General features: G+C 72.6%; 23 protein-coding genes and 1 pseudogene. 7 read left to right on the top strand and 17 right to left on the bottom strand.

Translation table 11 applies throughout. The features are described 5' to 3' along the window. Positions 1-7: 7 nt before the first annotated feature. Complete coding sequence (locus tag PYR72_RS41785; protein WP_275460118.1) at positions 8-1,855, top strand: serine/threonine-protein kinase; 1,848 nt, start codon at positions 8-10, stop codon at positions 1,853-1,855. Positions 1,856-1,897: 42 nt separating this feature from the next. Here PYR72_RS41785 and PYR72_RS41780 read toward each other — a convergent pair whose 3' ends face one another. The 5 genes from PYR72_RS41780 to PYR72_RS41760 form a co-directional block, all read right to left on the bottom strand. Continuing rightward, the gene (locus PYR72_RS41780) at positions 1,898-2,773 is read right to left on the bottom strand and encodes a MurR/RpiR family transcriptional regulator (protein WP_275460117.1); all 876 of its coding nucleotides are present in this window, start codon (positions 2,771-2,773) and stop codon (positions 1,898-1,900) included. A 91-nt stretch (positions 2,774-2,864) separates the two neighbouring features. Continuing rightward, positions 2,865-3,782 carry an ABC transporter substrate-binding protein gene (locus PYR72_RS41775; RefSeq protein WP_343245568.1) on the bottom strand — a complete coding sequence of 306 codons (918 nt, stop codon included), beginning with the start codon at positions 3,780-3,782 and terminating at the stop codon, positions 2,865-2,867. Between the two features lie 132 nt (positions 3,783-3,914). Continuing rightward, entirely contained in the window at positions 3,915-4,604 is a 690-nt protein-coding gene (locus PYR72_RS41770; protein ID WP_275460115.1) for an ABC transporter permease, read from the bottom strand. Further along, positions 4,601-5,266 (bottom strand): ABC transporter permease subunit, encoded by a 666-nt coding sequence (locus tag PYR72_RS41765; protein WP_275460114.1) that lies wholly within the window; start codon positions 5,264-5,266, stop codon positions 4,601-4,603. Before PYR72_RS41765 ends, PYR72_RS41770 begins: the two co-directional genes overlap by 4 nt. After that, positions 5,259-6,482, bottom strand: coding sequence for an ATP-binding cassette domain-containing protein (locus PYR72_RS41760; RefSeq protein WP_275460113.1), 1,224 nt, complete (start codon positions 6,480-6,482; stop codon positions 5,259-5,261). Before PYR72_RS41760 ends, PYR72_RS41765 begins: the two co-directional genes overlap by 8 nt. A 331-nt stretch (positions 6,483-6,813) precedes the next feature. Here PYR72_RS41760 and PYR72_RS41755 point away from each other — a divergent pair, with 331 nt between their 5' ends. Continuing rightward, positions 6,814-7,719: an amidohydrolase family protein gene (locus PYR72_RS41755; RefSeq protein WP_275460112.1), complete on the top strand. Its 906-nt coding sequence runs from the start codon at positions 6,814-6,816 to the stop codon at positions 7,717-7,719. Between the two features lie 14 nt (positions 7,720-7,733). Here PYR72_RS41755 and PYR72_RS41750 read toward each other — a convergent pair whose 3' ends face one another. The 3 genes from PYR72_RS41750 to PYR72_RS41740 form a co-directional block, all read right to left on the bottom strand. Continuing rightward, positions 7,734-9,158, bottom strand: a complete 1,425-nt coding sequence (locus PYR72_RS41750) for a cytochrome P450 (RefSeq protein ID WP_275460111.1) — start codon at positions 9,156-9,158, stop codon at positions 7,734-7,736. Positions 9,159-9,312: 154 nt separating this feature from the next. Next, the gene (locus PYR72_RS41745) at positions 9,313-9,951 is read right to left on the bottom strand and encodes a phosphoribosylanthranilate isomerase (RefSeq protein WP_275460660.1); all 639 of its coding nucleotides are present in this window, start codon (positions 9,949-9,951) and stop codon (positions 9,313-9,315) included. A gap of 97 nt (positions 9,952-10,048) precedes the next feature. Beyond that, a complete protein-coding gene (locus PYR72_RS41740; protein ID WP_275460110.1) occupies positions 10,049-11,302 on the bottom strand; it encodes a helix-turn-helix domain-containing protein in 1,254 nt (417 codons plus the stop codon). Positions 11,303-11,632: 330 nt separating this feature from the next. Here PYR72_RS41740 and PYR72_RS41735 point away from each other — a divergent pair, with 330 nt between their 5' ends. Together PYR72_RS41735 and PYR72_RS41730 are read left to right on the top strand one after the other, a co-directional pair. Then, the gene (locus PYR72_RS41735) at positions 11,633-12,508 is read left to right on the top strand and encodes a DUF4394 domain-containing protein (protein WP_275460109.1); all 876 of its coding nucleotides are present in this window, start codon (positions 11,633-11,635) and stop codon (positions 12,506-12,508) included. A 151-nt stretch (positions 12,509-12,659) separates the two neighbouring features. Then, positions 12,660-13,672: pseudogene (locus tag PYR72_RS41730) on the top strand (sporulation protein). A gap of 16 nt (positions 13,673-13,688) precedes the next feature. Here the strand turns inward: PYR72_RS41730 and PYR72_RS41725 are convergent. The 3 genes from PYR72_RS41725 to PYR72_RS41715 form a co-directional block, all read right to left on the bottom strand. Beyond that, positions 13,689-15,002 carry an LCP family protein gene (locus tag PYR72_RS41725; protein WP_275460108.1) on the bottom strand — a complete coding sequence of 438 codons (1,314 nt, stop codon included), beginning with the start codon at positions 15,000-15,002 and terminating at the stop codon, positions 13,689-13,691. Positions 15,003-15,223: 221 nt separating this feature from the next. After that, positions 15,224-16,156, bottom strand: a complete 933-nt coding sequence (locus PYR72_RS41720; protein ID WP_275460107.1) for a M56 family metallopeptidase — start codon at positions 16,154-16,156, stop codon at positions 15,224-15,226. 6 nt (positions 16,157-16,162) lie between these two features. Further along, entirely contained in the window at positions 16,163-16,549 is a 387-nt protein-coding gene (locus tag PYR72_RS41715) for a BlaI/MecI/CopY family transcriptional regulator (RefSeq protein ID WP_037726573.1), read from the bottom strand. A 197-nt stretch (positions 16,550-16,746) separates the two neighbouring features. On the opposite strand from PYR72_RS41715, the gene PYR72_RS41710 reads away from it, so the two are divergent. Together PYR72_RS41710 and PYR72_RS41705 are read left to right on the top strand one after the other, a co-directional pair. Next, positions 16,747-17,322 (top strand): TerD family protein, encoded by a 576-nt coding sequence (locus PYR72_RS41710; RefSeq protein WP_059080523.1) that lies wholly within the window; start codon positions 16,747-16,749, stop codon positions 17,320-17,322. Between the two features lie 10 nt (positions 17,323-17,332). Next, the gene (locus PYR72_RS41705) at positions 17,333-18,007 is read left to right on the top strand and encodes a hypothetical protein (RefSeq protein WP_275460106.1); all 675 of its coding nucleotides are present in this window, start codon (positions 17,333-17,335) and stop codon (positions 18,005-18,007) included. Here PYR72_RS41705 and PYR72_RS41700 read toward each other — a convergent pair. The 3 genes from PYR72_RS41700 to PYR72_RS41690 all read right to left on the bottom strand — a co-directional run bounded on the left by PYR72_RS41700 (position 17,973) and on the right by PYR72_RS41690 (position 19,887). After that, positions 17,973-18,407 carry a hypothetical protein gene (locus PYR72_RS41700; protein WP_275460105.1) on the bottom strand — a complete coding sequence of 145 codons (435 nt, stop codon included), beginning with the start codon at positions 18,405-18,407 and terminating at the stop codon, positions 17,973-17,975. The two genes, PYR72_RS41705 and PYR72_RS41700, sit on opposite strands and share 35 nt — an antisense overlap. A gap of 45 nt (positions 18,408-18,452) precedes the next feature. After that, positions 18,453-18,923: an SHOCT domain-containing protein gene (locus PYR72_RS41695; RefSeq protein WP_275460104.1), complete on the bottom strand. Its 471-nt coding sequence runs from the start codon at positions 18,921-18,923 to the stop codon at positions 18,453-18,455. Between the two features lie 253 nt (positions 18,924-19,176). Then, positions 19,177-19,887, bottom strand: coding sequence for a DUF308 domain-containing protein (locus tag PYR72_RS41690; protein WP_275460103.1), 711 nt, complete (start codon positions 19,885-19,887; stop codon positions 19,177-19,179). A gap of 200 nt (positions 19,888-20,087) precedes the next feature. Between PYR72_RS41690 and PYR72_RS41685 the strand changes: the two genes are divergently transcribed. Next, entirely contained in the window at positions 20,088-21,503 is a 1,416-nt protein-coding gene (locus PYR72_RS41685) for a DUF2252 domain-containing protein (RefSeq protein ID WP_275460102.1), read from the top strand. A 17-nt stretch (positions 21,504-21,520) separates the two neighbouring features. On the opposite strand, the gene PYR72_RS41680 is transcribed toward PYR72_RS41685, so the two are convergent. The 3 genes from PYR72_RS41680 to PYR72_RS41670 all read right to left on the bottom strand — a co-directional run bounded on the left by PYR72_RS41680 (position 21,521) and on the right by PYR72_RS41670 (position 24,137). Continuing rightward, positions 21,521-21,718: a hypothetical protein gene (locus PYR72_RS41680; protein WP_013005558.1), complete on the bottom strand. Its 198-nt coding sequence runs from the start codon at positions 21,716-21,718 to the stop codon at positions 21,521-21,523. Positions 21,719-21,858: 140 nt separating this feature from the next. Beyond that, on the bottom strand, positions 21,859-22,392 hold the full coding sequence (locus PYR72_RS41675; RefSeq protein ID WP_275460101.1) for a hypothetical protein: 534 nt from the start codon (positions 22,390-22,392) through the stop codon (positions 21,859-21,861). Positions 22,393-22,445: 53 nt separating this feature from the next. Further along, positions 22,446-24,137, bottom strand: a complete 1,692-nt coding sequence (locus PYR72_RS41670; RefSeq protein ID WP_275460100.1) for an MFS transporter — start codon at positions 24,135-24,137, stop codon at positions 22,446-22,448. Between the last annotated feature and the right edge of the window lie 101 nt (positions 24,138-24,238).

The raw sequence follows: 24,238 nt of genomic DNA, 5'->3' as shown, positions 1-24,238 counted from the left end.
GCGGCCGGTGCCGCCATCATCCACGGCGGACAGGGCTCCGGCGCTGCGGCAGGCGGGTGCCCTGCCGCTGCGCCCCGGCGACCCGGACCGGATCGGTCCCTATGTGCCGCTCGGGCTCCTCGGCAGCGGCGGGATGGGGCGCGTCTATCTGGCGCGCCCCACGGACGGCGGGCCCGACCTGGTCGCGGTGAAGGTGATCAGGCCCGAGTACGCGGAGGACGTCCGGTTCCGCCGCCGCTTCGAGCAGGAAGCGGCGGTGCACAGCCGGATCCGCACGCCCCGCATGCCGCGCCTGGCCGGCACGGGCTTCCGGGACGAGATGCTGTGGATGGCCACGGAGTATCTGCCGGGACTCGACCTGTCGGCCGCCGTGGACGAGGACGGGCCCCTGACGGCTCCCGCCGTGCGGCGGCTGGTGGCGGAGCTGGGGCAGGCGCTCGCCGACCTCTCCGCCGCGGGGATCGTGCACCGGGACCTCAAGCCGTCCAACGTCCTGCTGTCCGCGCAGGGCGCGCACGTCATCGACTTCGGCATCGCGAAGGCCGCCGACGCCAGCGCGATCACCGGCACCGGCAACCGGGTCGGCACCCCGGCCTACATGTCACCGGAGTACCTGCGGACCGGCGAGTGCGACACGGCCTCCGACGTGTTCTCCCTGGCCTGCACGCTGGTGTTCGCGACGATCGGCAGAGCCCCGTTCGGCGACGGCACCGGCGTCGACGTCATGCACCGGGTGGCGTTCGAGGAACCCAACCCCGACGTGCTGGCCGAGATCGCGGACGCCGACCCCGGTCTGGCCGCCCTGCTCGCCGCCTGTCTGGCCAAGGAGCCCGGCCGGCGGCCCACACCCGGGCAGCTGATCGAGGCGGCCTCCTCGGACTCCTGGGGCGCCTGGGGTTCCGAAGCGGTCGCGTACGACTTCCCGGAGGCCGGCGCGGCACGGGACACCGAGGCGGACGGACCCTCCGCGACGTTCGACTGGCCCGAACCGCTGGCCGGTCGCGTGCTCGCCCGGCAGCGAGCGTGCGAGACCCTGCGCCGTGTCCCCCTCGACCAGCCCGGTGCCCGGCCGGCGGCGAAGGCGGCGGCCGGGGCCGACGCGGCGCCGGGGCCGTCCGCCGACGCCTCGGCCCAGCCCTTACCTGCGACGGCGCCCGGTGGCCGGGCCCGCCGCAAGCGGGTGCTGATCGGCGCCGCCGGCCTGACCGCCTGCCTGGCGGCGGCCGGGGTCGTGCTCACCGTGCTGAGCCCCTCCACGACCGAGGCCTCGCCGCGCAAGGGGACGACGGACTCCGCCGGCGCCCGGCCCGGCGACTCCGTCTCGTTGCCGGCGTCCAAGTCCGCCGACCGGGCGGGCGCCGCCCCCGACGGCGGATCGGGTGCCTCGGAGGTGTCCGGCAAGGAGAAGGAGGAGCGGGCCTCGGGCGACGGCGACACCCCGGGCCCCGGCGCGTCCGCGTCCGGCACCGGAAGCGGGAAGGGCGCCGGAAGCGGCTCCGACGACCCTGCACCCACCGATCCCTCCTCACCCGACACGAGGACCAGCGCGCCCGACGATCCCTCGCCGACCCCGCCCGACGAGCCCACCGAACCGGGGACTCCGGCATGGCTCACGGACTGCACCTACTACTACGGCAACGGACGCACCCGCCCCGGGGACAGCGGCGACCGCGTCCGGCAGGTGCAGTGCATGCTGTCCAAGCGCGGCTACAGCCTCGGACCCGGTGGTGTGAGCGGCGAGTTCGACGACGGGACGACGGCCGCGGTCCAGAAGTTCCAGTACGCCAAGGGCCTGGTCGTCAAGGACGGCGTCGTGCGCCCGCGTGTGTGGAAGGCGCTGCGCTCCGCGGACTGAGGGTGGCGCGGTGGGACGGCGGCCCGGCCGGTGCCGGGCCGCTCAGTCGACGAACAGATCCCGGGCCGCGGCCCGTACGTCGAACTCCTCCAGCTGGGCCTGGGCCGAGGGGAGGGCGTCGCACATCGCCTCCAGGAGGACCTGGCCCAGCAGCATGGGCGCGGCGACGGTGTCGAAGACCAGGCCGGTGCCCACGGCGGCGGGGAGCAGCACGTCGCTGTGGGCGGCGACCGGCGCGAAGGTGCCGTCGGCGACGGTCACCACGGTGAGCCCGGCGGCCCGGGAGTGGGCGAGGGCGTCGAGGAGTTCGCGCGGGTGGCGGGGCAGCGCGAAGCACAGCAGCGCGCTCGCCCCGGCCTGCCGGGCCGCGTGGACACGGTCCCCGAGCAGGGAGCCGCCCTCGTCGAGCAGCCGGACGTCGGGGTGGACCTTCGCCGCGAAGTAGGCGAAGCCGCGGGCCTGCGCGGCGGAGGCGCGCAGACCGAGCACCGGCAGCGGCCGGGAGGCGGCCAGCAGACGGCCCGCGCGCTCCACGGGTGCGGGGTCGGTCAGCAGGGACGCCAGCTGCCGCAGATTGTCGATCTCGGCCTGTACGGCCCGCTGGTAGGGGTTGGCGGGCCCCTCGTCGGGGCCGTGGCCCGGGGACGCGACCGCCCGCAGGTGGGCGCGCAGGGCCGGATAGCCGTCGAAGCCGAGGACGGCCGCGAAACGGGTCACCGACGGCTGGCTGACACCCGCCAGCCGGGCCAGTTCCACGCTCGACAGGAAGGGCGCGTCGGCCGCCTGCCGGACCAGGAAGTGCGCGACGCGGCGCTGGGTCGGGGTGAGCCGGCGCCCTTCGAAGAGCTGCTGCAGCCGCGCGGCGGCGCCGACTCCCGCGGGTTCGCCGGTGCCTGCGCGGTCGGCGGCGTCCGTCATCTGGTCTCCCGGCCGGTGGTGTGCGGTCCCCGCCCCTGCCCGGCGCGTGCTGCCGGGCAGGGGCGGTCGGTGGGGGTGTGGCCGCGGACCGTCAGCCGACGAGACCGGCGGAGGTCAGCCAGTCCTTGGCGACGGTGTCGGAGTCCTCCTTGTCGTTGCTGAGCCTCTTCATCATCTCCAGCAGGTCCCCGGTGGTGAGCTTGGCGGAGACGGCGTCGAGCGCCTTCCTGGCCTTGTCGTTCACCGCGTCCTTGTAGACCAGAGGGGTGACGTTCTGGGAGGCGAAGAGGTTCTTCGGGTCCTCCAGGACCACCAGTTTGTCCGCGACGATGGCGGGGTCGGTGGTGTACAGGTTGGCGGCCTGCACCTTGTTGTCCTTGAGCAGCTTCACCAGGGTGGACTGGGCACCGGCGTCGAGCGGCTGGAACTTGCCGAACTCGACGCCGTACACCTTCTTCAGGCCCACGCCGCCCTGGACGCGGGTCTTGAACTCCGACCCGGCCCCGAGGGTCATGTCCCCGGCGACCGGCTTGAGGTCGGCGAGGGTCTTGAGCTTGTACTTGGCCGCGGTCTCGGCGGTGACCGTCACGGAGTCCTTGTCCTCGGCCGAGGCGGAGTCGAGGATCTCCACCGACGAGGGGAGCTTCTCCTTCAGTTCGGCGTTGATGTCCTCGGTGGTGGTCGCGGTGCTGTTCTTGTCGACCGCCACCGTCAGCAGGGCGCCGTTGTACTCGGGGAGGACGTCGATGCCGCCCTTGACCACCTGGTCGTAGTAGACCTCGCGGGCGCCGATGTCGAACTTCCGGGTCACCTTCAGGCCCTTGTCCTCCAGGGCCTGTGAGTAGATCTCGGCGAGCAGCTGGTTCTCGGGGAAGTTCGCCGAGCCGACGACGATGGTGTTGCCTCCGCCGCCGCTGCCGCCCGCCAGCGGATCGTCGTCGCTGCCGCCACCGCCGCAGGCGGTCAGCGTGAGCGCGGTGATGAGGCCGAACGCGGCGCCTCGGTACATGCCTCGCATGGATCGTGTCCTCTCTCGGAGCCCGGAGGCTCGGAAGGTCGAGCAGGTCGGGATCAGGGATCTGTGTGCGGGAAGGGGGTGGGGGTGCGGGTTCGGTCCGCCGGTGCGGTCGCGCCCACCGGATCAGGGCCTCGACGCCGTGGTCCTCAGGCCCGGCGAGACGACGACGCGTCGCAGCGCGGTGAACACGAGCTGGACGGCGAGCGCGAGGGCGACGACGACCGCCGAGCCGCCGATGACCAGCTCGTAGTCGTTGCGGGAGAGTCCGTCGACGATGTAGCGGCCGAGACCGCCGAGGCCCGGGTAGGCGGCGACGGTCGCGGTGGCCACGACCTGGATCGCGGCGACCCGCAGTCCGAGGAGGATCAGCGGCAGCGCCATCGGCACCTCGACCCGGGTCAGGACCTCCCACTCCGTCATGCCGACCCCGCGCGCGGCGTCCCGGGTGGCGTGGTCGACGCCCCGTACGCCCTCGAAGGTGTTGATGAGGATCGGCGGCACCGCGAGCGCGGTCAGGGCGACCAGGACGGGTGCGGTGCTGAGCCCGGCGAGCGTGACCACCAGGACGACGAGGCCGAAGGTCGGGATCGCGCGGGCGAGGTTCGCCACCGTGGCCACGGCGAAGGCGCCGCGGCCGGTGTGCCCGACGAGCAGGCCGAACGTCAGCCCGATGGCGGCGGCGAACAGCAACGACAGCCCGCTGTAGGTGAGGTGCTCCAGCAGTCGGCTCGGGATGCCCTCGTCGCCGTGCCACTGGGCCGAGGACGTCAGCCAGTCCCCCACGAGCCGCATCTGGTTCAGGAAGTCGTTCATGCCGACGTCACCTTGTTCCGGGACCACGGGGTGAGCAGCCGCTGCGCCAGGACCAGCAACGCGTCGGTCGCGAGGGCCAGCAGCATGATCAGGGCGATCGCGGTGACGATCGGGGTGGGGAAGTCGAGCTGGAGGCCGCGGGTGATGTAGTAGCCGAGGCCGCCCTGCCCGATCAGCTGGCCGACGGCGACGAGGCTGATGGAGGAGACGGCGGCGACGCGTACACCGGCGATGACGACGGGCACGGCGATCGGCAGCTCGACCTGGACGACCCGGCGTACGGCGCCGAATCCCATCGCGGTGGCCGCGAGCCGTACGGACTCGGGCACCGAGGCGAGGCCGTCGACGACGTTGGGGACCAGCACGGACAGGGTGTACAGCGTCAGCGGGATCATCACCGTCTGTTCGGTCAGTCCGGTGTACCGAACGAAGATCATGAACAGGGCGAGGGACGGGATCGAGTACAGGATGTTGGCCACGGTCAGCACCGGCGGGTAGAGCCGGCGGAAGCGGTGGCACAGGATGCCGAGCGGCACGGAGATGATCAGCCCGAACAGCACCGGCAGCAGGCCGAGTCTGAGGTGGACGCCGGTGTACTCGGCGAGTTCGGCGGTGTGATCGGCGATCCACCCCCACCGGACCAGGGGTTCGCCGTCACTCATCGGTCACCGCCTCGCGGGTGCCGGCCGGGGCCGCTCCGCCGACGGACGCCGTGGACACGGCTCCGGCCGGCCCCTTGGCCGGGGGCGTGGCCGCAGCGGGCTCGGCCGGGGCGGACCCGGCCGTCGTCCCACCGGTGACCGCGCCGGCGGACAGTTCGTAGGCGTCGGCGACTCCGGCGACCGCGCCGTGGGCGTCGACGGCCACCGCGAGGCGGGCGGGCGACAGCAGGGCCGAGTCGAGCGCGGCGCGGGCCGAGTCGCCGACGAGGCTGAAGGTGTGGCCGAGGGGGGCGAGGGCCGCGTCCGCGAGGGTGCCGGTGGCCGGCAGCGTGTCGGTGGCGGCCCAGCCGAGCGGCCGTCGGGCGTCGTCGACGACGAGGACCCAGGCGACGTCCTGCGTCCGGGCCTCGGTCACCGACGAGGTGACCGGCAGCACCGGGCCGTCGCGCAGCGGCAGTTCGGCCGCGTCGACGAAGGAGAGCCGTCGGATGCCGCGGTCCTGCCCCACGAAGTCGGCCACGAAGTCGTCGGCGGGACGGGCCAGCAGCCGCTCGGGGGTGTCGAACTGGGCCAGCACCCCGCCGGTGCGGAACACGGCGATGTTGTCGCCGAGCCGGATCGCCTCGTCGATGTCATGGGTGACGAACACGATCGTCTTGTGCAGCTCCTTCTGCAACCGGACGAACTCCGCCTGCAGTTCCGCCCTGACGATCGGGTCGACCGCGCTGAACGGCTCGTCCATCAGCAGTACGGGCGGATCGGCGCCCAGCGCCCTGGCCACTCCGACGCGCTGCTGCTGCCCGCCCGAGAGCTGGTTCGGGTAGCGCCTGGCCATCTCGGCGGGCAGGCCGACGAGTTCGAGCAGTTCCGCCGCCCGGGCCCGCGCCTTCCTGCGGCCCCACCCCAGCAGCAGCGGAACGGTGGCTATGTTGTCCAGGACGGTGCGGTGCGGGAAGAGTCCCGCGTGCTGGATCACATACCCGATGCCCCGGCGCAGCTCCGGGGCGTCGACCTCGCGGATGTCCCGGCCGCGCAGGCTCACCGTTCCGGAGGTCGGCTCCACCATGCGGTTGATCATGCGGAGGGTGGTGGTCTTGCCGCAGCCGGAAGGACCGACCAGGACCGTGATGCCACCCTCGGCCAGCTCCAGGGACAGGTCGTCCACCGCTGTCGTGCCGTTCGGATATTTCTTGCTCACCGCGTCGAATCTGATCAAGACTGCCCCTTACCCGACTGCATATGGTCATGCAGAGTTGTCGGTGACTGAATGACAGTCAATGGAATTCCGTGAACGGCACGTTACGTTCACACCAAACCCTGCCCAAGGTGCCCCGGTTCCGACTGTATGAGAGCTTTGGTCCTCTTGATGATGAGCCGGTACGGAGGAAGGGACGACACCGGATGGGGTGCCCGAGGGGGAGGCGGCCGGGCGCGGCGACGGAGTTCCCCGGGGCCGCGAACGGGGAAGTTCTTCCCCGCCCGGACGACGTCCGGAGCGGACCGCGCGCCCCGGCCGGGGAGGCGCCGACCTCGGTGGGAGGAGCGGCATGACCAACTGCGACGTGCACCAGCACCTGTGGACCCCCTCGCTGGTGACGGCCCTGCGGTCACGCCGCGAACCGCCGTACCTGGACGGCTGGACCCTGTTCCTGGACGGTGAGCCGCCCTACGACGTCCCGCCCGCCGACCACGACATCGCCCGCCGGACCGAACTCGCCCGCGCCGACGGCCTCGGCCGGGCCCTGGTCTCGCTCTCCTCCCCCATCGGCGTGGAGTGGCTGCCCGCCACCGAGGCACGCCCCCTGCTCGACGCCTACCACGAAGGCTCGGCCCTACTCCCCGAACCGTTCGGCGTCTGGGCGGCCGCCTGCGTACGGGACGTCGACGCCAAGGCCACGGCCCAGGACCTCGACCGGGGCTTCGCCGGCCTCCAGCTGCCGGCGAACGCCCTGGGCGACGCGGACGGCTACGCGCGCTGCGCCCCGCTCCTCGACCTCCTCGAAGAACGCGGCCTTCCGCTGTTCGTCCACCCGGGGCCCGCGCCCGGCGGCACCGAGGGGCCCGGGTGGTGGCCGGCGATGGTCCCCTACGTCCAGCAGATGCACTCGGCGTGGTTCGCGTTCCGCGCCTTCGGGCGCCCCCGCCACCCCCGGCTGCGGGTGTGCTTCGCGCTGCTGGCCGGGCTGGCCCCGCTGCACGACGAGCGCTTCGCCGCGAGGAGCGGCGGGGGCGACACGGCGGCGGACCCGGACGTCTTCGTGGAGACGTCCTCCTACGGTCCGACCGCCGTCGAGGCCGTGGTCCGCGCCCTCGGCGTGGACGCCGTCGTCCAGGGCTCCGACCGCCCCTACGCCGGACTCCCGCGGCAGCCCGGCTTCGGCCTGGGCGGGGCGGCGGCGTACGCGATGCGCGTCGCCAATCCGCACCGGCTGCTCACCGGGCGGGCCGGCTGACGCGTCGGCGTCGGTCAGCGGCCGGAGCGGATCAGCCCCGTGAGATAGCGCCACAGCGAGGAGCGCTGCCGGGCGGACACGTCCCGTGCCGGCGCCCCCGCACCGGCCTCCGCGCCGGTTCCGGTCCCGGCCGGGTCCAGCGCCGACGGCTGCCGGTCCGTCGGCGCGAGCTCGTAGCGCACGGGAAGCGAGCGCAGGCCCCGCATGAAGGGCGAGGACCGCCAGGGCAGCTGGTCGACGGGGAGCGCGAGGTCCAGGTGGGTGAACCGCTCGAACAGCCGTCCCACCCCGACGGCGGCGACGGTCGAGGCGAGTTCGCGTGCCGGGCACTGGCGCGGGCCCGCACCCCAGGACAGGTGGGCCCGGGTGCTGACCGTGGTGGTGGGTGCGACGTGATCGGCGAAGAGGGGGTCGGCGTGCGCCGCGGCGGAGGAGACCCACACCGGGTCGCCCGCGCGGATGGTGTACTCGCCGAGCCGGGAGTCCGCGGCGGCGAACCTCGGCACGAAGTTCACCAGCGGGGGCTTGCGCATGACGACCCGGTTCATGGCCTCCCGGACCATGCCGGCGGACAGGCTCGCCCGCACGCTGTCCTCGCCCGAGAGGACCTCGACGACCGTGTTGGAGATGAGGATGCCGACGTGGTCGGACGTCATGCCCAGCAGCATGAACAGCTCGCGGGCCAGCTGGTCCAGCGAGAGGTCGGGGTGGGCGGCCAGCAGGTAGGAGGGGAAGTCCTCGCCCGGCGTCTTCAGCTTCAGCTCCGCCAGTTCCGCCAGCGCGCCCAGCAGCCGGTCCAGGGCGGGCCCCGCGTCGGGGCCGGCGTCCAGGACCCGCCACATGTCCATCAGGGCGTCGTCGCCCTGGGAGCCGGGGAAGCCGAGGAGATGGCTCGCCACCATCAGCGGCAGGGGCCGCGAGAACTGCGCGGACAGGTCCGCCAGCCCCGTACCGCCCGCCTCGCCCATCAGGGTGATCAGCTCGTCGGCGTAGGCCGTCACGGCCGCCTTCAGCCGCTTCGTCTGGGGGTTGCGCGGGTCCTGGAAGGGCTTGAGCGCCTGGTCCCACGCCGTCCGCAGCGACTTGTAGCCGGGGCCGCCCTGGATCAGTACGTGGTTGACCTCCAGGGAGGGCGCGAGCGGCCAGTCGGCGGGCACCCTGCCCTCGGTCCTGGCCCGCCAGTTCTCCAGCCCCTTGGGCCACCCCGCGTCGTCCTGGAGCACCTGGAGCGACTCGCGGTAGCCCAGCACCAGCCAGGCGGGTACGCCCAGCAGGTCGACCGGCGCGACGGCGCCGTGCCGCTGCCGCAGCCGCTCGTACACCAGCGAGGGGCGCGTCTCGTAGTCCCGGGTCAGCAGTGGCTGGGGAGACAACTCCTCCAGCCTCGCGCCGTCCAGGTCCACGGACACACCCTCGTCCGACCGGATTTCCCTCACCATGCCGCCCGCCCCTCCGACACTCCCCGTACCGGCTTACCTTCAGCCGGTAGCCGGAACGTGGGGACCCTACCCCAGGGTCACTTCCGGGGGAACGCCGGGCGTCGTCCGGTGCGGTTCCGCGTTGCCGACGAACGGGCCGCGGCAGGGCCGTCCGTCACCTCCCGGCGCGGGCCGCCCGGACGAACTCCCTGATCAGACCGGGGTCCTTGACCCCTCGGCGCTGTTCCACCCCACTGGAGACGTCGACACCGAACGGATTGGTCGCGGCGACGGCGTCGCGCACGTTCTCCGGGGTGAGGCCGCCGGCGAGGAGCCACCGCTCCCCTGCCGCCGCCTGCGGGCCGCGCGCCCAGTCCCAGGCGATGCCGGAGCCGGGGACGGGCGCGTCGAGGAGGAGCATGTCCTCGCCGAACTCCCCGCAGCGCGGTACCGAGTCGCCGAACGCGGCGGCGCGGATCAGCGTCCGGCCGGCGGTCGCGAGCGCGTCGTAGTAGGCGCGGTCGTCGGGGCCGTGCAGCTGGATCGCCCCGATGCCCGACTCCTCGGCCAGGGCCCGTACGTCGTCGAGGGGTTCCCGGCGGAAGACGCCGACCGTCAGGACGTGCTCCGGCACGCGCCGGCCCAGCCGGGCGGCGGTGGCGGCGTCGATCCGGCGGGGGCTCTCGGAGAAGACGAAGCCGATGGCGTCGGCGCCCGCCTCCACGGCGGTGTCGACGTCCTGCTCGGTCTTCAGGCCGCAGATCTTGATGAAGAGGGAGTCACTGGAGTTGCTCACGGCTCCAGCCTGCCGCATCGGCGGCGGCGCGGGCACCTCGGCCACCCGGTCCGGTGCCCCGGCCCGGAACGGCCCGGGTGGTCCGGCCCGGAACGGCCCGGGTGGTCCGGCCCCGTCAGTCCCAGGCTCCCGACAGACGCCGGGCGACGACCGCGCTCAGTGTGCGCACGCCCCGGGTGGAGCCCGGATCGATGCCGGTGAGTTCCCGCACCCGGCGCAGCCGGTAGTCCAGGGTGCGGGAGTGGACGGTGAGCGCGGCCGCGGTGGAGCCGCGGTGCATGTCGTGGCGGTAGTACGCGTCGAGGGTGATCAGCAGGTCCGGCCCCAGGTCCAGCCGGCGGGCCAGCGAGCGCAGCCACGCGTCGGCGAACGGCACGTCCGCGACGGCGAGTTCGACGAAGACGTCGGCCAGGGTATGGGGCCGTGACCGGGCGGACGCGGGCCGCAGCGGGGCCGCCCGGCTGATCCGCCGGGCCCGGTCCAGGGCGTCGGCCGACTCGGCGGTCCGTGCGACGGCGGTGCCGACGGCGCAGGGTCGGCCGAGGGCGAGGGCGAAGTCCCGTACGAGATCCGGCAGACGGTCGGGGACGAGATCGGGGACGAGATCGGGCAGGAGGCTCGGGGCGGGGTGCGGAGGCACGTTCTCCGGCGTCGCACCCGTCGGCAGGGGCACCAGCGCGATCAGTTCGACACTGCCGTCGCCGCTGCCCGGGCCCCACATGACGGGTGTGCGGTGCGTCTTCACCAGGGTGTCGATCTCGTTTTCCAGAAATCGGTCGGCAAGGGGAGGGTCCGGCAGCCGGAACACCGTCACGGCGCAGTATTCGGGCAGTTCCATGTCGACGGCCGCGGCGAGTTCCGCCGCTATCGGGTCGCCGCTCAGCAATGACCGGGCCAGCAGGGAAACCTGCTCGGCGTACGGCATTCGGCGCCGCAGCACGCGGACGAATCCCTCGCGGTAGGCACCGATTCCCCGCTCTCCCTGCGGGGCGAACCAGGCCATCATCCGCATGAGTTCGTCGACGCCACCGCCGCGCTGGGCCTCGGTGGCCTCGTTGATCTCGCGCAGCATGAGCGCGGTGTGCACCCTCAGCACCTGCTGGCGTGCGTCGAGCGACATCCCCGCCCCCGCCCGCGCCTCCCCCATCGACGCGATGCAGCCGAGATCGTCGTCGGTCAACTCGCTTTTTTCGGGCGAGAGTTCGACCGTACGCCGGCGCAACCACAGCGCGTGTTCCAGTGTCTCGCCGCGTGCCCGGTGGTCCCTGTCCAGGAACCCGAGTTCCGGGATCTCGCGGGTGTACGTCTCGACCTCCCGGCGGGCGTTGGCCGGCGCCCGGCGGGCCAGTTCGGCGAAGAGGCTCCCCATGCAGGCGAGCATGTCATTCCGGGCGAACGGGCCGACAGACGACTTCCGGACGGCATTCATCACTTCGCATAAACAGCGGGAAGTATGCCCGAACGGTTTTTGTCACCGTGCGCAAAATTCCCGGATCGGGGCGTTCCCATCTGGGCTTCCGCTTGTGGAGGAGACGTAAAGTGTTCTTAATGAGAACCGCCTACGGGCCCGTGGGGGAACAGCGGGACGGCATTCCGGCGACGACTGCGGAAGGCGCCCGCCGATCAGTACGGGCACGGGTACGACATTTCTCAGCCGGGCGCCACGCGACGGCGCTCGCCCGAACGGGAGGGAACCCCGATGACAGCAGGCACGAGAAGGAGAATCACGGCGGCGCTGGCGGTCGTGGTCACGTCGGCGTCGCTCATGCTCGGCGCGCCGGGCACCGCTTCGGCCGGCCCCGCCGCCGTCCCCAGTCTGCGCGCCTTCGGGATCAGCGGCGACGGCACCCTCATGGCCACGTTCACCACGGACCGGCCGGACGTGCTCAACTGGGTGCGGGCCGTCGTCGGGCTCAGCGGCGACACGGCCCTGGTCGGCATCGACTTCCGGGTACAGAACGGCGTGCTGTACGGAGTCGGCAACAAGGGCGGCATCTACACCATCAAGATCCCGACGGGCACCCAGGACGTCGTGGTCACCAAGGTGTCCCAGCTGCAGTACGCGCTGACGGGCACACAGTTCGGCGTGGACTTCAACCCGGCCGCCGACCGCCTCCGCGTGATCAGCGACAACGGCCAGAACCTCCGCCACAACCTGAACGACCACACGACCATCCAGGACGTGACCCTCACCACCCCGCCGACCGAGGGCGCGACCAAGGGGGTCACCGCCGCCGCGTACACGAACAACGACCTCAACGGGGCGACGGCGACCACGCTGTTCGACATCAACACCACCAGCGACCAGGTCGTCATCCAGTCCCCGGCCAACAACGGCACGCTCGCCCCGACCGGCAGCCTCGGCCTCGACGCCCAGCTCAAGGCCGGCATGGACATCTACAGCACCCTGAGCGGCGGCAAGACGGTCGACAACGCCGCCTTCGCCTCCCTCACCCCGAGCGGCGCGAGCAACCCCTCGCTCTACACCGTCAACGTCTTCACCGGCGAGGCGACCGTCATCAAGCAGTTCCCGCTGAACATCACGGACCTGGCCATCAGCCTCACCGGCTCCTGAGCCCGCACCGCTCCCACCCCCGCCGCGGCCCGGCCGTCACCGGACCGCGGCGCGTCCATGTCGCGGACTCCCCTATGCTTCTACACGTCTGTAGAGGGAAAGCACCCTCAACTGCACACGCACGTACGGAAGTTAAGGAGTGGACGCCACGATGGTGTTCAAACGACTGCTCGGTTCGCTCGGCGTGGGCGGCCCCACGGTCGACACGGTTCTCGACCCCGGGGCGGTCCGCCCGGGCGCCACACTGACCGGCCGGGTCCATCTCAAGGGCGGTGACGCCGACTTCGAGATCGAGCACCTCACCCTGGAGCTGGTGGCCCGGGTCGAGGCCGAGCACGAGGAGGGCGAGAGCGAGGGGACCGTCGCCTTCGACCGGACCACGGTGGGCGGCGGCTTCCGGCTCGCCGAGGGCGAGGTGCGCGAGGTCCCGTTCACGTTGACCCTGCCGTGGGAGACCCCGATCACCGAGCTGTACGGGCAGGCCCTCGGCGTCGTGCTCGGCGTCCGCACCGAACTGGCCGTCGCCGGCGCGAAGGACAAGGGCGACCTCGACCAGCTGAGCGTCACCCCGCTGCCCGCCCAGGAGGCCGTCCTCGAAGCGCTCGGCCAGCTCGGTTTCGGCTTCCGGTCCGCCGACCTCGAACTGGGCCGGATCCACGGCACCGGCCAGCAGCTCCCCTTCTACCAGGAGATCGAGCTGACCCCCTCCCCCCGGTACGCCCACCTGGTCGGCGAGATCGAGCTGACCTTCCTCGCCGGCCCCGGCGGACTGGACGTCGTCCTGGAGGCCGACCGGCGGGGCGGACGGCACGCCGAGGGGCACGACGCCCTCTCCCGCTTCGCCGTCTCCCACGAGGAGGTCGCCCACCAGGACTGGAACGCCCTGGTCGACGGCTGGATCGAGCAGGTGGCCGGGCACCGGACCGCACCCGGCCCCGACTCCCCCTACGGATACGCGAGTTCCCACGGCGATGAGCACGCGGGCCACCAGGCGACGAGGGACACCGCTCCGGCCCCGGGATCGGCACCGCCGTCGCCGCCGGCGCGGCCGGACTCGCCGTCGGAGTCGTCGGGGGGATGGTCGCCGCCGAAGTCGTGGACGAGGTGGGGGACTTCTTCGAGGGCGAGGACGAGGAGGAAGAGGAAGAGGAAGAGGAGGGCTGACAGGTCCAACGGCCTGTCACCGGATCTTCTCCGGATCGAGGTCCGATCCGACGGTCAGGGTCACCTCTCCCGCGGCGGCGTCCGCGGACCGGGTGGCTCTGGCGTCGGGCAGCCGTGAGGCGAGGACCTTCGCCTGCCCGGTGAGGCCGTCCGGGTGGGCGACCGTGGTGGTGTCGGTGGTCTCGGGCGCGTTGCCCGTTCCGACGACCGTGAAGCCGGCCCTGCGCAGCTTCTCGGCCACGGCGGCCGCCCGCCCGGAGACCCCGGTGCCGTTGAGGACCCGTACGCGCACGGTGGAGGCGTAGATCAGGCCCTTCTTGACCTGGGCCTGGAACCCCTTCTTGTCGACCTCCTTGTCGTTGGCCAGGGAGGTGAACAGGTCGGCGGCGTACGGGTACTGCCAGACGACATTGGCCTTGTCTGCGGGAACGTCCGCCTCGCGCGGGTAGTTGGGGACGGTCAGGAAGGTCAGCCGGTCGCTCGGGATGCCCTTCAGCTCGGAGGCGAGGTCGTAGATCGGGTCGATGCCGTCGAGTTCCTCGTCCGTGGTCAGGGACTTGGTCGCGGACTGCAGGAAGTCGTAGAGCGACGTGGGGCTGGTCAGCTTGGACTTGGCCTTCGCGGCCAGCGTCTCCATGAACTCCTGCTGGCGGCCGATGCGTCCGATGTCGGAGCCGTCGCCCACCGCGTAGCGGGTCCGCACATAGCCGAGCGCCTTCTCGCCGCCGACGGTCTGGCAGCCGGCGTCCATGTCGAGGCGGGCGTCCTCGTCGTGGATGTCCTGCTCGGGGCAGACCTCTATGCCGTCCAGGGCGTCGACCATGCCCTTGAAGCCCTGGAAGTCGATGGACATGAAGTTGTCGATGCGCAGGCCCGTGTTGTCCTCGACCGTCTTGATCGAGCAGGCGGCCGCGCCGGCCACCTCACCGCCCGAACCGCCTATCGCGAACGCCTCGTTGATCTTCGCCAGATGCGGACCGGAGGTCCCGCCGTCGCCCTTCTCGCACGCCGATATCTCGACCCACGAGTCCCGCGGGAACGACACCACGGTCGCCCACTCGCGGTTCGCGGGGAGGTGCAGCACCATCAGCGTGTCGGACTGCATGGTGGTCAGGTCCCTGCCGTACTTCGCGTTGGCTCCGTCGCGGCTGTCCGAGCCGACGACCATGATGTTCTTCGAGCCCGGGCTGAGGTTGGCCGGCCGGTCACCGCCGAGCTTGCCGTCGATGTCGGCGCCCTTGATGTTGTTGTCGAGGTCGTTGTAGACCCAGGCGCTGACGCCTCCGGCGCCGAGCACGAACACCGCGGTGGTGCCCGCGAGCCAGCTCACCACCCGTCCCCGCCGTGTCAGGCGCGTCCCCCCGCCTCCGGCACCCGCGCGCCGCCTTCCCGTACCGCTCACCGGCCTTCCCCCGCCTCGGCCGCACCCGGCCGGTCGACTGCCCCCTGGACGTCCGGGACGTGTGATCACCGAACCCGCAGGACTCTACATGCATGTAGATATACGGACCGGTGCCCCACACGTCTCACCACGCCCCGTGGCCCCGAACGTCACAGAGGCGTCGCAGCGTACAGAATCAGGGCCATCGTCACGGCCGAGTTCGCCGAGGACATCGCCGAGAGCGCGGCCCCGACGGCCGCTCCCCACGCGGCCAGCCCCACCGAGGTGAACACCGGCGGCCAGCTGCGCGCCGCGGGCGCGGGGCCCAGCAGGGCGGCCACCCGGCGCGGCACCGGCCCCGACGCCGCGAAGCCCGCGAGCGTCACCACCGGTGAACCGGCCGACAGGAGCGCGGCCTTGCCGATCGCACGCGCCACGACCCGGCGGCTTCCGACGGCACGCGCCGCGTCCTCGTCCGCCCACCGTTCGGCCGTGTAGGACACGGCCGTGCACAGGGGCCGGAGGAACGGATTGGCGCGCGCGGCCAGCCGGACGGCCAGCAGCAACCGGTGATGCCGGGCGGCGAGATGGGCCCGCTCGTGGGCGAACAGCGCCCGGCGCTCGGCCGGTTCCAGGGACTCCAGCAGGGCCGTGGTGACCACCACCCGGTCGCGCCGGCCCCCGGGCAGCGCGTACGCGTAGGGCACCCCGTCGGGCAGGACGGCCACCTCGGTGCCGGGCAGCCCGGCCAGGGCCCGGTGGGCGCGACGGCGCACCCGTCCGTGCCGCCACAGCGTGCGGCCGCAGGCCACCACGACCGCGAGGAGCGCCGGGATGGCCAGCCGCCCGGCGACCTCGTCGTAGGGGACCGCCGCGCGCACCTCGGGGTCGGACCAGCCGTCCGGCAGTGGATTGCCTGGGAGTTGGGCCGTGCCGACCACCATCAGCAGGGCGAGGCAGACCGTGCTGCACACCGCCGTCACCACGGCCACGCCGGTCAGCAGCCGGGTGGCGGTGCGCGGATGCAGCCGCTGCTCGGCGAGCCGAGCGATCGGCCACGCGGTGAGCGGCAGGACCAGCGGGAGAAAGACGAACAACCCCATGCTGCCTCAGTCGTCCCCTTCGGCCCTCGTCCGCCCGAGCAGCTCGCGCAGCAGGCGCTCGTCGTCCGGCTGCAGCGAGGTGACGAAGCTGGCCAGCACGGCCTCGCGGTCGCTCTCGCCGTCGAGGACCCTGCGCATCCGGTGTGCGGCCAGGCCCGCCTGGTCGGAGGCCGGGGTCCACACGAACGAGCGGCCGGAGCGCTCCCGGGTCACCGCGCCCTTGGCCAGCAGCCGGGTCAGGATCGTGATCACCGTGGTGTAGGCGAGGTCCCCGCCGAGGCGTTCCTGCACCCATCCCGCGCTCTCGGGGGCCCGCGCCTCGCGCAGCGCGGACAGGACGAGCGCCTCCAGCTCGCCCTGCCCCCGCCGCCGGGGACGCTGCTCGTCCGTCACGCCCTGCCTCCTCGCCGCCGGCCGATCGATCCGCGTCACGCTCTCTACAGGATTGTAGAAGGGGGATTGCGGAAACACGTCCACTCTTCTTCTACAGTGCTGTAGATTTCAGATCCCGGCAGAACGCCGGTACGACACGCGGGCGGCAGGTTCCACGGGACCCTGCCGGCCCGCCGCATCGCAAGAAGGAGTCCACCGTGGGAGTTTCCCTGTCCAAGGGCGGCAACGTCTCGCTCAGCAAGGCGGCACCGGGCCTCACCGCCGTCCTGGTCGGCCTGGGCTGGGACGTGCGCACGACCACCGGCACCGACTACGACCTCGACGCGTCGGCGCTGCTGCTCGACGCCTCCGGGAAGGTGCTCTCCGACCGGCACTTCGTCTTCTACAACAACCTCACCAGCCCCGATGGTTCGGTCGAGCACACCGGCGACAACCTCACCGGCGAGGGCGAGGGCGACGACGAGTCGGTCAAGGTGAACCTGGCGGCCGTACCGGCCGAGGTCGACCGGATCGTCTTCCCCGTCTCGATCCACGACGCCGAGAACCGGGGCCAGAGCTTCGGCCAGGTCCGCAACGCCTTCATCCGCGTGGTCAACCAGGCGGGCGGCGCCGAGATCGCCCGCTACGACCTGTCCGAGGACGCCTCCACCGAGACGGCGATGGTCTTCGGCGAGCTGTACCGCAACGGCGCCGAGTGGAAGTTCCGTGCCGTCGGGCAGGGTTACGCCTCCGGGCTGGCCGGGATCGCCGCCGACTTCGGCGTCAACGTCTGAGGAGGACGGGGTGACGGGGCCGTATCCCCCGACCGGTCTCCGCCCCGAGGACCGGACGGAGTTCGAGGCCGTGCTGTGCCGGGCGCTGGACACCCCGGACATCCGCGACGCGCTGCGTGCCGACACCGGCGGTGTGGCCGAACGGCGGCTGCGGGTCCGGGCGTCGGCGGACGCGGACACGATCGTGGCGGCGGCGAGCGGCGAGTACGGCGCGTACCTCGCCGCGCTCACGTCCGGCACGGACGGTCCGGACGCCTCGGACGGGGCCGAGCCCGGGGCGGGCGGCTGGAGCGGGCGCACGGCGCGGCGGACCGCCGACGCCGGGCTGCTGCCGCTGCTGGCGGTGCTCACCCCGTCCCTGGCCGCAAGTTCCGCCGCTGCCGTCCTCGTCCTCGGCGGGCTGCTGCGGCTGCTCGGCGTGCGGGGCACACTGCCCGGCTCGCTGCTGGCCGCCGGCTGGACACTCGCGCTGTTCGCGGCCACGAGTGCCCTGCTCGCGCTCGCCGCCCTGTTCCGCGCGGCGCTGCGCGGGCCCGGCGATCCGGCGGGGCCCGCCCGGACGGAGCAGGCGCGGCTGGTGTGGCAGCAGGCCCTGTTGCACCGTGGCATGCTGCCCCACCTGCGCCGTTGCCTGCGCGAGGACCCGTCCCTCAGCGAAGCGAGTCCGCCTGGTCGTCCCGCTTGACCACGCACAGGGCCCAGATGATGAACGCCGAGAAGGCGATCATCACGATGGACCAGACGGGGTAGTACGGCAGGGACAGGAAGTTGGCGATGATGATGAGCCCGGCGATGGCGACGCCGGCGATCCGGGCCCACAGGGACGCCTGGAACAGGCCCAGGCTGACGAGGACGGCCACGGCACCGAGGGCGAGGTGGACCCAGCCCCAGCCGGTGAGGTCGAACTCGAAGACATAGTTGCGGGTCGAGACGAAGACCTCGTCCTCGGCGATGGCCATGATGCCCCGGCAGACGCCGAGGACACCCGCGATCATCAGCATGATGGCCGCGAAGACCGTCAGTCCCTCCGCGAAGGGATGTGACCGCTTGGTCGCGTGCATGTGCCCGGAATGTGTGGCGGTCATACCGCTGCCTCCGTTCGGTGTGGTGCGCTTGCGTGCGGTGCGCCCTCAGCGCACGGCGGAGGACGGGCCGGTGCCCGCTCCCGCCGAGGCGCCGTGGCCGCTCAGGACCAGTTCCTTCGCGCGGCGGAACTCGTCGTCCGAGATGTCGCCGCGGGAGCGGATCTCGGACAGCCTGGCGAGTTCGTCGACACTGCTGGACTGTGCGCCGCCGCCCTTGGCCGTCTCCCGGATGTAGGAGTCGAAGGCCGCCTGCTGCGCACGTGCCTGGGCCACCTCGCGGCGGCCCATGTTCTTGCCCCGGGCGATCACGTAGACGAAAACGCCCAGGAACGGCAGCAGGATCGTGAAGACCAGCCAGCCCGCCTTGGCCCAGCCGCTCATGTCGTCGTCGCGGAAGATGTCGACGACGACACGGAAGAGCAGCACGAACCACATGATCCACAGGAACAGCCAGAGCATGGACCAGAAGACGCTCAGCAGCGGGTAGTCGTACGCGAGGTACGTCTGACCACTCATGTCTCTCCTCCGTTCCGGGCGTTCGCCCGGCAGTCTTCCTGCCGTCCAGGCGTGACGCCCACGGCACCACCCGGTGCCGCTCTCAGCGTGCCCACGCCACCGACCGGCCGGCCTCACCCCGGGCGGGTGAGAACGGTGCCGCCGGGGGCGGTGCCGAAGGCGGGGCCCGGGCAGGCGGCCGCCGCGGTGCCGTACCCGCACACGCGTCCGGGAGCCGCCGGCACCCGGCGGCTCCCGGACGGCGCGGCCCCGGTCACTCGGGGGTCACGGCGGTCGCCCCGTGCGTACCCGTGAGGCCCGCCCGGTGGAGCGCGGCCCGCCAGGCGAAGGCGATCGCCGCCTCCGCCAGACCGAGCAGGACCAGCCACAGGCCGAGCAGCCGGGTCAGCGCCGTGGCCGACTCGGTCGGCAGGGCCAGCACCACGATCCCCGCGATGATGCCGAGCACCGCGGCGCCGAGGACGAACCCGCGGTGGGGCAGGTCCTTGGCGGCGAGGGCGGTGTGGAGCGTGAGGATGCCGCTCGCCAGCCAGACCACCCCGACGATCAGCGAGAGCGCGGCGATCGTCTGCAGCGGGTTGCGCAGGCACAGCACCCCGGCCAGCACGCACAGCAGCGCGAGGAGCAGTCCGGCCAGCCGCTCCCCGGCCTCCTCCCGAGCGAAGACGGCGACGAACCGGAACAGGCCCATCACCAGCAGATACAGCCCGATGAGGACCGCGAGGACATGCAGCGTCTCGTCCGGCCAGACCAGGATGATGACGCCCGGCACCAGCGTGACCAGGGCCGCGCCGAGGATCCACGTCCAGGATCGGCCGACCCGCCCGAGCGCCTCCGCCGGGTCGCCGAGGGCGCCGGGCGCGGTCGCACGGGGCGGGGCCGCCGACCCGCCGGGCCTGTCGGCGGCCCCGCGGGGCCCGCGGTCCGTGCCGGTACGCGGTGCCGGGTCGGGAGAGTGCGTCATGGCTCCTCCTCGCGGCCGGGCGGGCCGCCTCCCCCACCGCCGGCGCGCGGCGGTGGGCGGTGATGTGTGCGGTGACCTCTCTGGGGCCAGCGTTCCCGGGCCCGTTCCCGGCCGGATCACCCTCGGCGGGTGAAACCGGCACTTCGGAGGCACGATGAGGGGGGAAGCACGCCCGGCCGGCGGTTCAGGAGGTAGGGGTCATGACCGTATCCAGCGCATTCAGCGCGTCGCTGACCGTGGCCGACAGGGCCGCGTACGGCCGCAGCGCGCGCAAGCGGGCCTCGCGCTCGTGTCACGGCTGGTTCGAGGCGGACACGGACTCCGGCCGGACCGACCCCATCGAGGTGATCGAGCGCCAGTCGGCCACCCGGCTCCAGGAGCTGGTGCCGATCCGCTACGGCCGCATGCTCGAATCGCCGTTCCGCTTCTACCGGGGCGCCGCGGCGATCATGGCCTCGGACCTCGGGCCCCTGCCGAACACCGGCCTCACGGTGCAGCTCTGCGGCGACGCCCATCTGCTCAACTTCCGGCTGCTGGCCTCGCCCGAACGCCATCTCGTCTTCGACATCAACGACTTCGACGAGACCCTGGCCGGGCCCTTCGAATGGGACGTCAAGCGGCTGGCGGCCAGCTTCGTGATCGCCGCCCGGGCCAACGGCTTCCCGGAGAAGGAGCAGAACCGCGCGGTACGGGCCTGTGTGGAGGCGTACCGGCGGCGGATGCGCGACTTCGCCGGCATGCCCACGCTGGACATCTGGTACGCGCAGGACGACGCCGACCGGCTGCGGGAACTGATGGCCTCGTCGATGGACAGGCGCAGCAGGCGCCGTACCGCCGAGGCGGCCACGAAGGCCCGCACCCGCACCCATCTCCAGGCGTTCGAGAAGCTCACCCGGGTCACGGCCGAGGGGCGGCTGATCACCCCCGACCCGCCGCTGATCACCCCGCTGAGGGACCTGCTGGCGGACCCTGCCGGGAACGGGCAGGAGAAGGAGCTCCAGAACGTCCTGGACCAGTACGTACGGACCCTGTCGTCGGAACGCCGGCATCTGCTGCGGCACTACCGCGTCGTCGACATGGCCCGCAAGGTGGTGGGCGTCGGCAGCGTCGGGACGCGCTGCTGGATCGTCCTGCTGCTCGGCCGGGACGACACCGATCCGCTGCTGCTCCAGGCCAAGGAGGCACAGCAGTCCGTCCTCTCCGCCCAGCTCGGCGGCGACCGCTGGGACAACCAGGGCCGCCGTGTGGTGGCGGGGCAGCGGCTGATCCAGACGACGAGTGACATCTTCCTGGGCTGGACCCATGTGGTCGGCCTCGACGGGCGCGAACGGGACTTCTACGTACGGCAGTTGCGCGACTGGAAGGGCATCGCCCGGCCGGAGACCTGGGACCCCGGCATGCTGCGGCTCTTCGCCCAGGTGTGCGGGGCCAGCCTGGCCCGGGCCCACGCCCGTTCCGGTGACCCCGTCGCGATCGCCGCCTACCTGGGCGGCAGCGACCGCTTCGACCGGGCGCTCGCCGAGTTCGCACAGGCCTACGCCGACCGCAACGAGCGGGACTTCGAGGCGCTGCGGGTGGCCGCGCACACGGGCCGGGTCCGCGCGGAGATCCTCTGACGGGCGCCCGCTCCGGCTCACTCCGGCAGCTGGCGCATCTCCAGGACCCGTAGGCCGAGGGACTGGCAGCGCGCCAGCAGACCGTACAGATGCGCCTCGTCGACGACGTGCCCGAACAGGACCGTGTGGCCGGACATCCGCACATGGTCCAGCTCGGGGAAGGCGCCGGTCAGCGCCTTCGACAGATGTCCGTCGACGCGGATCTCGTAGCGCATGCGCATGGATTCCCCACGGCCGGTGGCGGGCGGACTGCGCCCCTTCTCTGCGATCGTGCGGCCCGGGGGTCCGGCGGGGCCTCACCCCTGGGAGGTGAGAGTCGGCGTCGGCGAGCCGGAGCGGGGCGGGAGTCCGCGGGTCAGTGCGTCAGGTACAGCTTGAACGCGATGATCAGGAGGCCGAGCAGCAGGTTCACCGAGGCCGTGAGGGTGACCATGCCCCACTCCGCGCCGGCCCGGCGGGCGGCCGCCGCGGACCAGCCCACCTGTCCCGCCACCGCCACCGCGATCGCCAGCCACAGGGCGCCCGGCACATCCAGGCCGAGGACGGGACTGATCGCCACGGCGGCGGCGGGCGGGACGGCGGCCTTGACGATCGGCCACTCCTCGCGGCACACCTCCAGCACGACCCTGCGGTCCAGGCCCCGCTGCGCCAGCCGCGCCCCGAACAGCTGGGCGTGCACGTGCGCGATCCAGAACACCAGGCCGGTGAGCACCAGCAGCAGGACGATCTCCAGGCGCGGATAGGACCCCAGGGCGCCCACCCCGATGAGCACGGAGGAGGCGAGCATGGAGCCGTAGACCCCGCCGGTGTAGTCGGCACGGGCCCGGCGCTCGGCGCGGCGCTGCGCACGGGGCGTGGCGGGTGCGGGTGCCGGTCCGGTCGCGGACATCGTCGGCCTCCTCTCGGTGGCGGGTGGTCCCCCAGGCGCTGGCTCTGGCCCTCTCAGTCACCGTCGTGCGGATGGGCCCGGCCGCCGTGGCGGCGGGCCGAACCGTGCGCGGCCGCCGGGGTGCGTCCGGTGACGGGCGGCTCGGAGCCGCCCGTCGCGGGCGACGGTGCACGGTCCGTCCGCCCGCCGGGCAGTCGCGGGGTGACCAGGAACGCGGCGAGGGTGATGCCGCCGGTCGCGAGGATGGCGGCCTTGAGGCCGTTCAGCTGGGCCGTCGCGTAGGAGTCGGCGAGGGCGTCGACCTCGGACGGCGGCAGCCCGGCGTCCTCGGCCGCCTCGCGCACCTGATCGGTGGGGACGAAACCGATCCCGGCCTGCAGCGCGACACTCGTCTGCTGCCGGGTCTCCTGCGACAGCCTCGGGTCGTCCTCGACCTGGGCGGTGAAGGCGTGGGCGAGGGCGCCGATGAGCAGCGAGCCGATGAGCGCGGTGCCGAGCGCGGACCCCAGGTTCTGGGCCGTGAACTGCAGACCGCCGACCTCGCTGCGCTCCTCCTCCCCCACGCTGGACTGCACGACGTTGCCCAGCTGCGAGGCGAGCAGGCCCATGCCCACGCCGAGCAGGGCCATGGCCAGGGCGAACTGGGTGTCGTCGATGACCGGGTCGATGGTGGCCAGCAGCCACACGATGGCGACGGCCAGCGTCGCGAGGGCCAGCCGCACCACACGGCGCGGGCCCGCCCGTCGGCCCAGCCGGGAGGCGACCAGCGACGAGGCCAGCATGGTGACGGACACCGGAAGCAGCCGCAGCCCGGTCTGGAAGGCGTCGAAGCCCTGCACGACCTGCAGATAGAGCGGGATGGTGAAGAACAGCCCGAGAAGGATGAGGTTCTGGCAGAGCAGCGCCGACAGGCCCGAGCCCAGCGCGGGTCTGCGCAGCAGGGGCAGGTGGACGAGGGGGTCGGTGCCGTGGGCGGTCCGCCGGTGCTCCCAGTGCGTGAAAGCGGCCAGGACGAGGACTCCGGCGCCGATGACGAACAGGGTCGGGGCGAAGCCCATCACGGTGAAGGGCGGGTTGCGGGGCTGCACCCAGCCCCAGGTGCTGCTCTGCAGCACACCGAGCACGCCCAGGGCGAGACCGGTGGCCGACAGCACGGCGCCGACGCCGTCCATCGCGGGCCGCCGCACGCTCCGGGGGGCCTCGGTGATGGCCCGGCGGAAGCAGAGCATGGCGACGACGACCACGACCTCCCCGGCGAAGACCAGCCGCCAGGTGAGGTACGTCGTCACCCAGCCGCCCAGCAGCGGACCGACCGCGATGCCCGCGCCGGCCAGCCCGCCGATGACCCCGTAGGCGACGGCCCGGTCCCGGCCCCGGTAGGACTCGGCAACGAGCGCGGCCATGGACGGCAGCACCATGGCCGCTCCGAGACCCTCGATGACCGACCAGCCGAGCCCGAGGACCCACAGCGTGGGCGCCACGGCGGTCAGGGCGGAGCCGATGCCGTAGACCACGAGACCGAGGAAGAAGAGCCGGCGGCGGCCGATGATGTCGCCGAACCTTCCTCCGATGATCATGAAGGCGGCCATGACCAGCGCGTACAACGTGATCACGCCCTGGATGGCGGTGACCTCGGTGTCGAAGTCCTCGACGAGCTGGCTGATGGAGACGTTCATGACGGACGTGTCCAGCACCATCAGGAACTGCGCCGTCCCGAGGACGATCAGAGCCCGCCACTGCTTCACGGTGTCCTCCTCGCCGAGACCGAGTGGGCCCGGAACGCCACCGCCGCCACCCGGACGACGGTCGTCCCACGCTCACCATCGCAGCTCAGAAACCATGGCGC

Source organism: Streptomyces sp. VNUA24 (genome assembly GCF_029167005.1).
GTDB classification, from domain to species: domain Bacteria; phylum Actinomycetota; class Actinomycetes; order Streptomycetales; family Streptomycetaceae; genus Streptomyces; species Streptomyces scabiei.
This window is presented reverse-complemented; position numbering and strand designations above follow the sequence as displayed.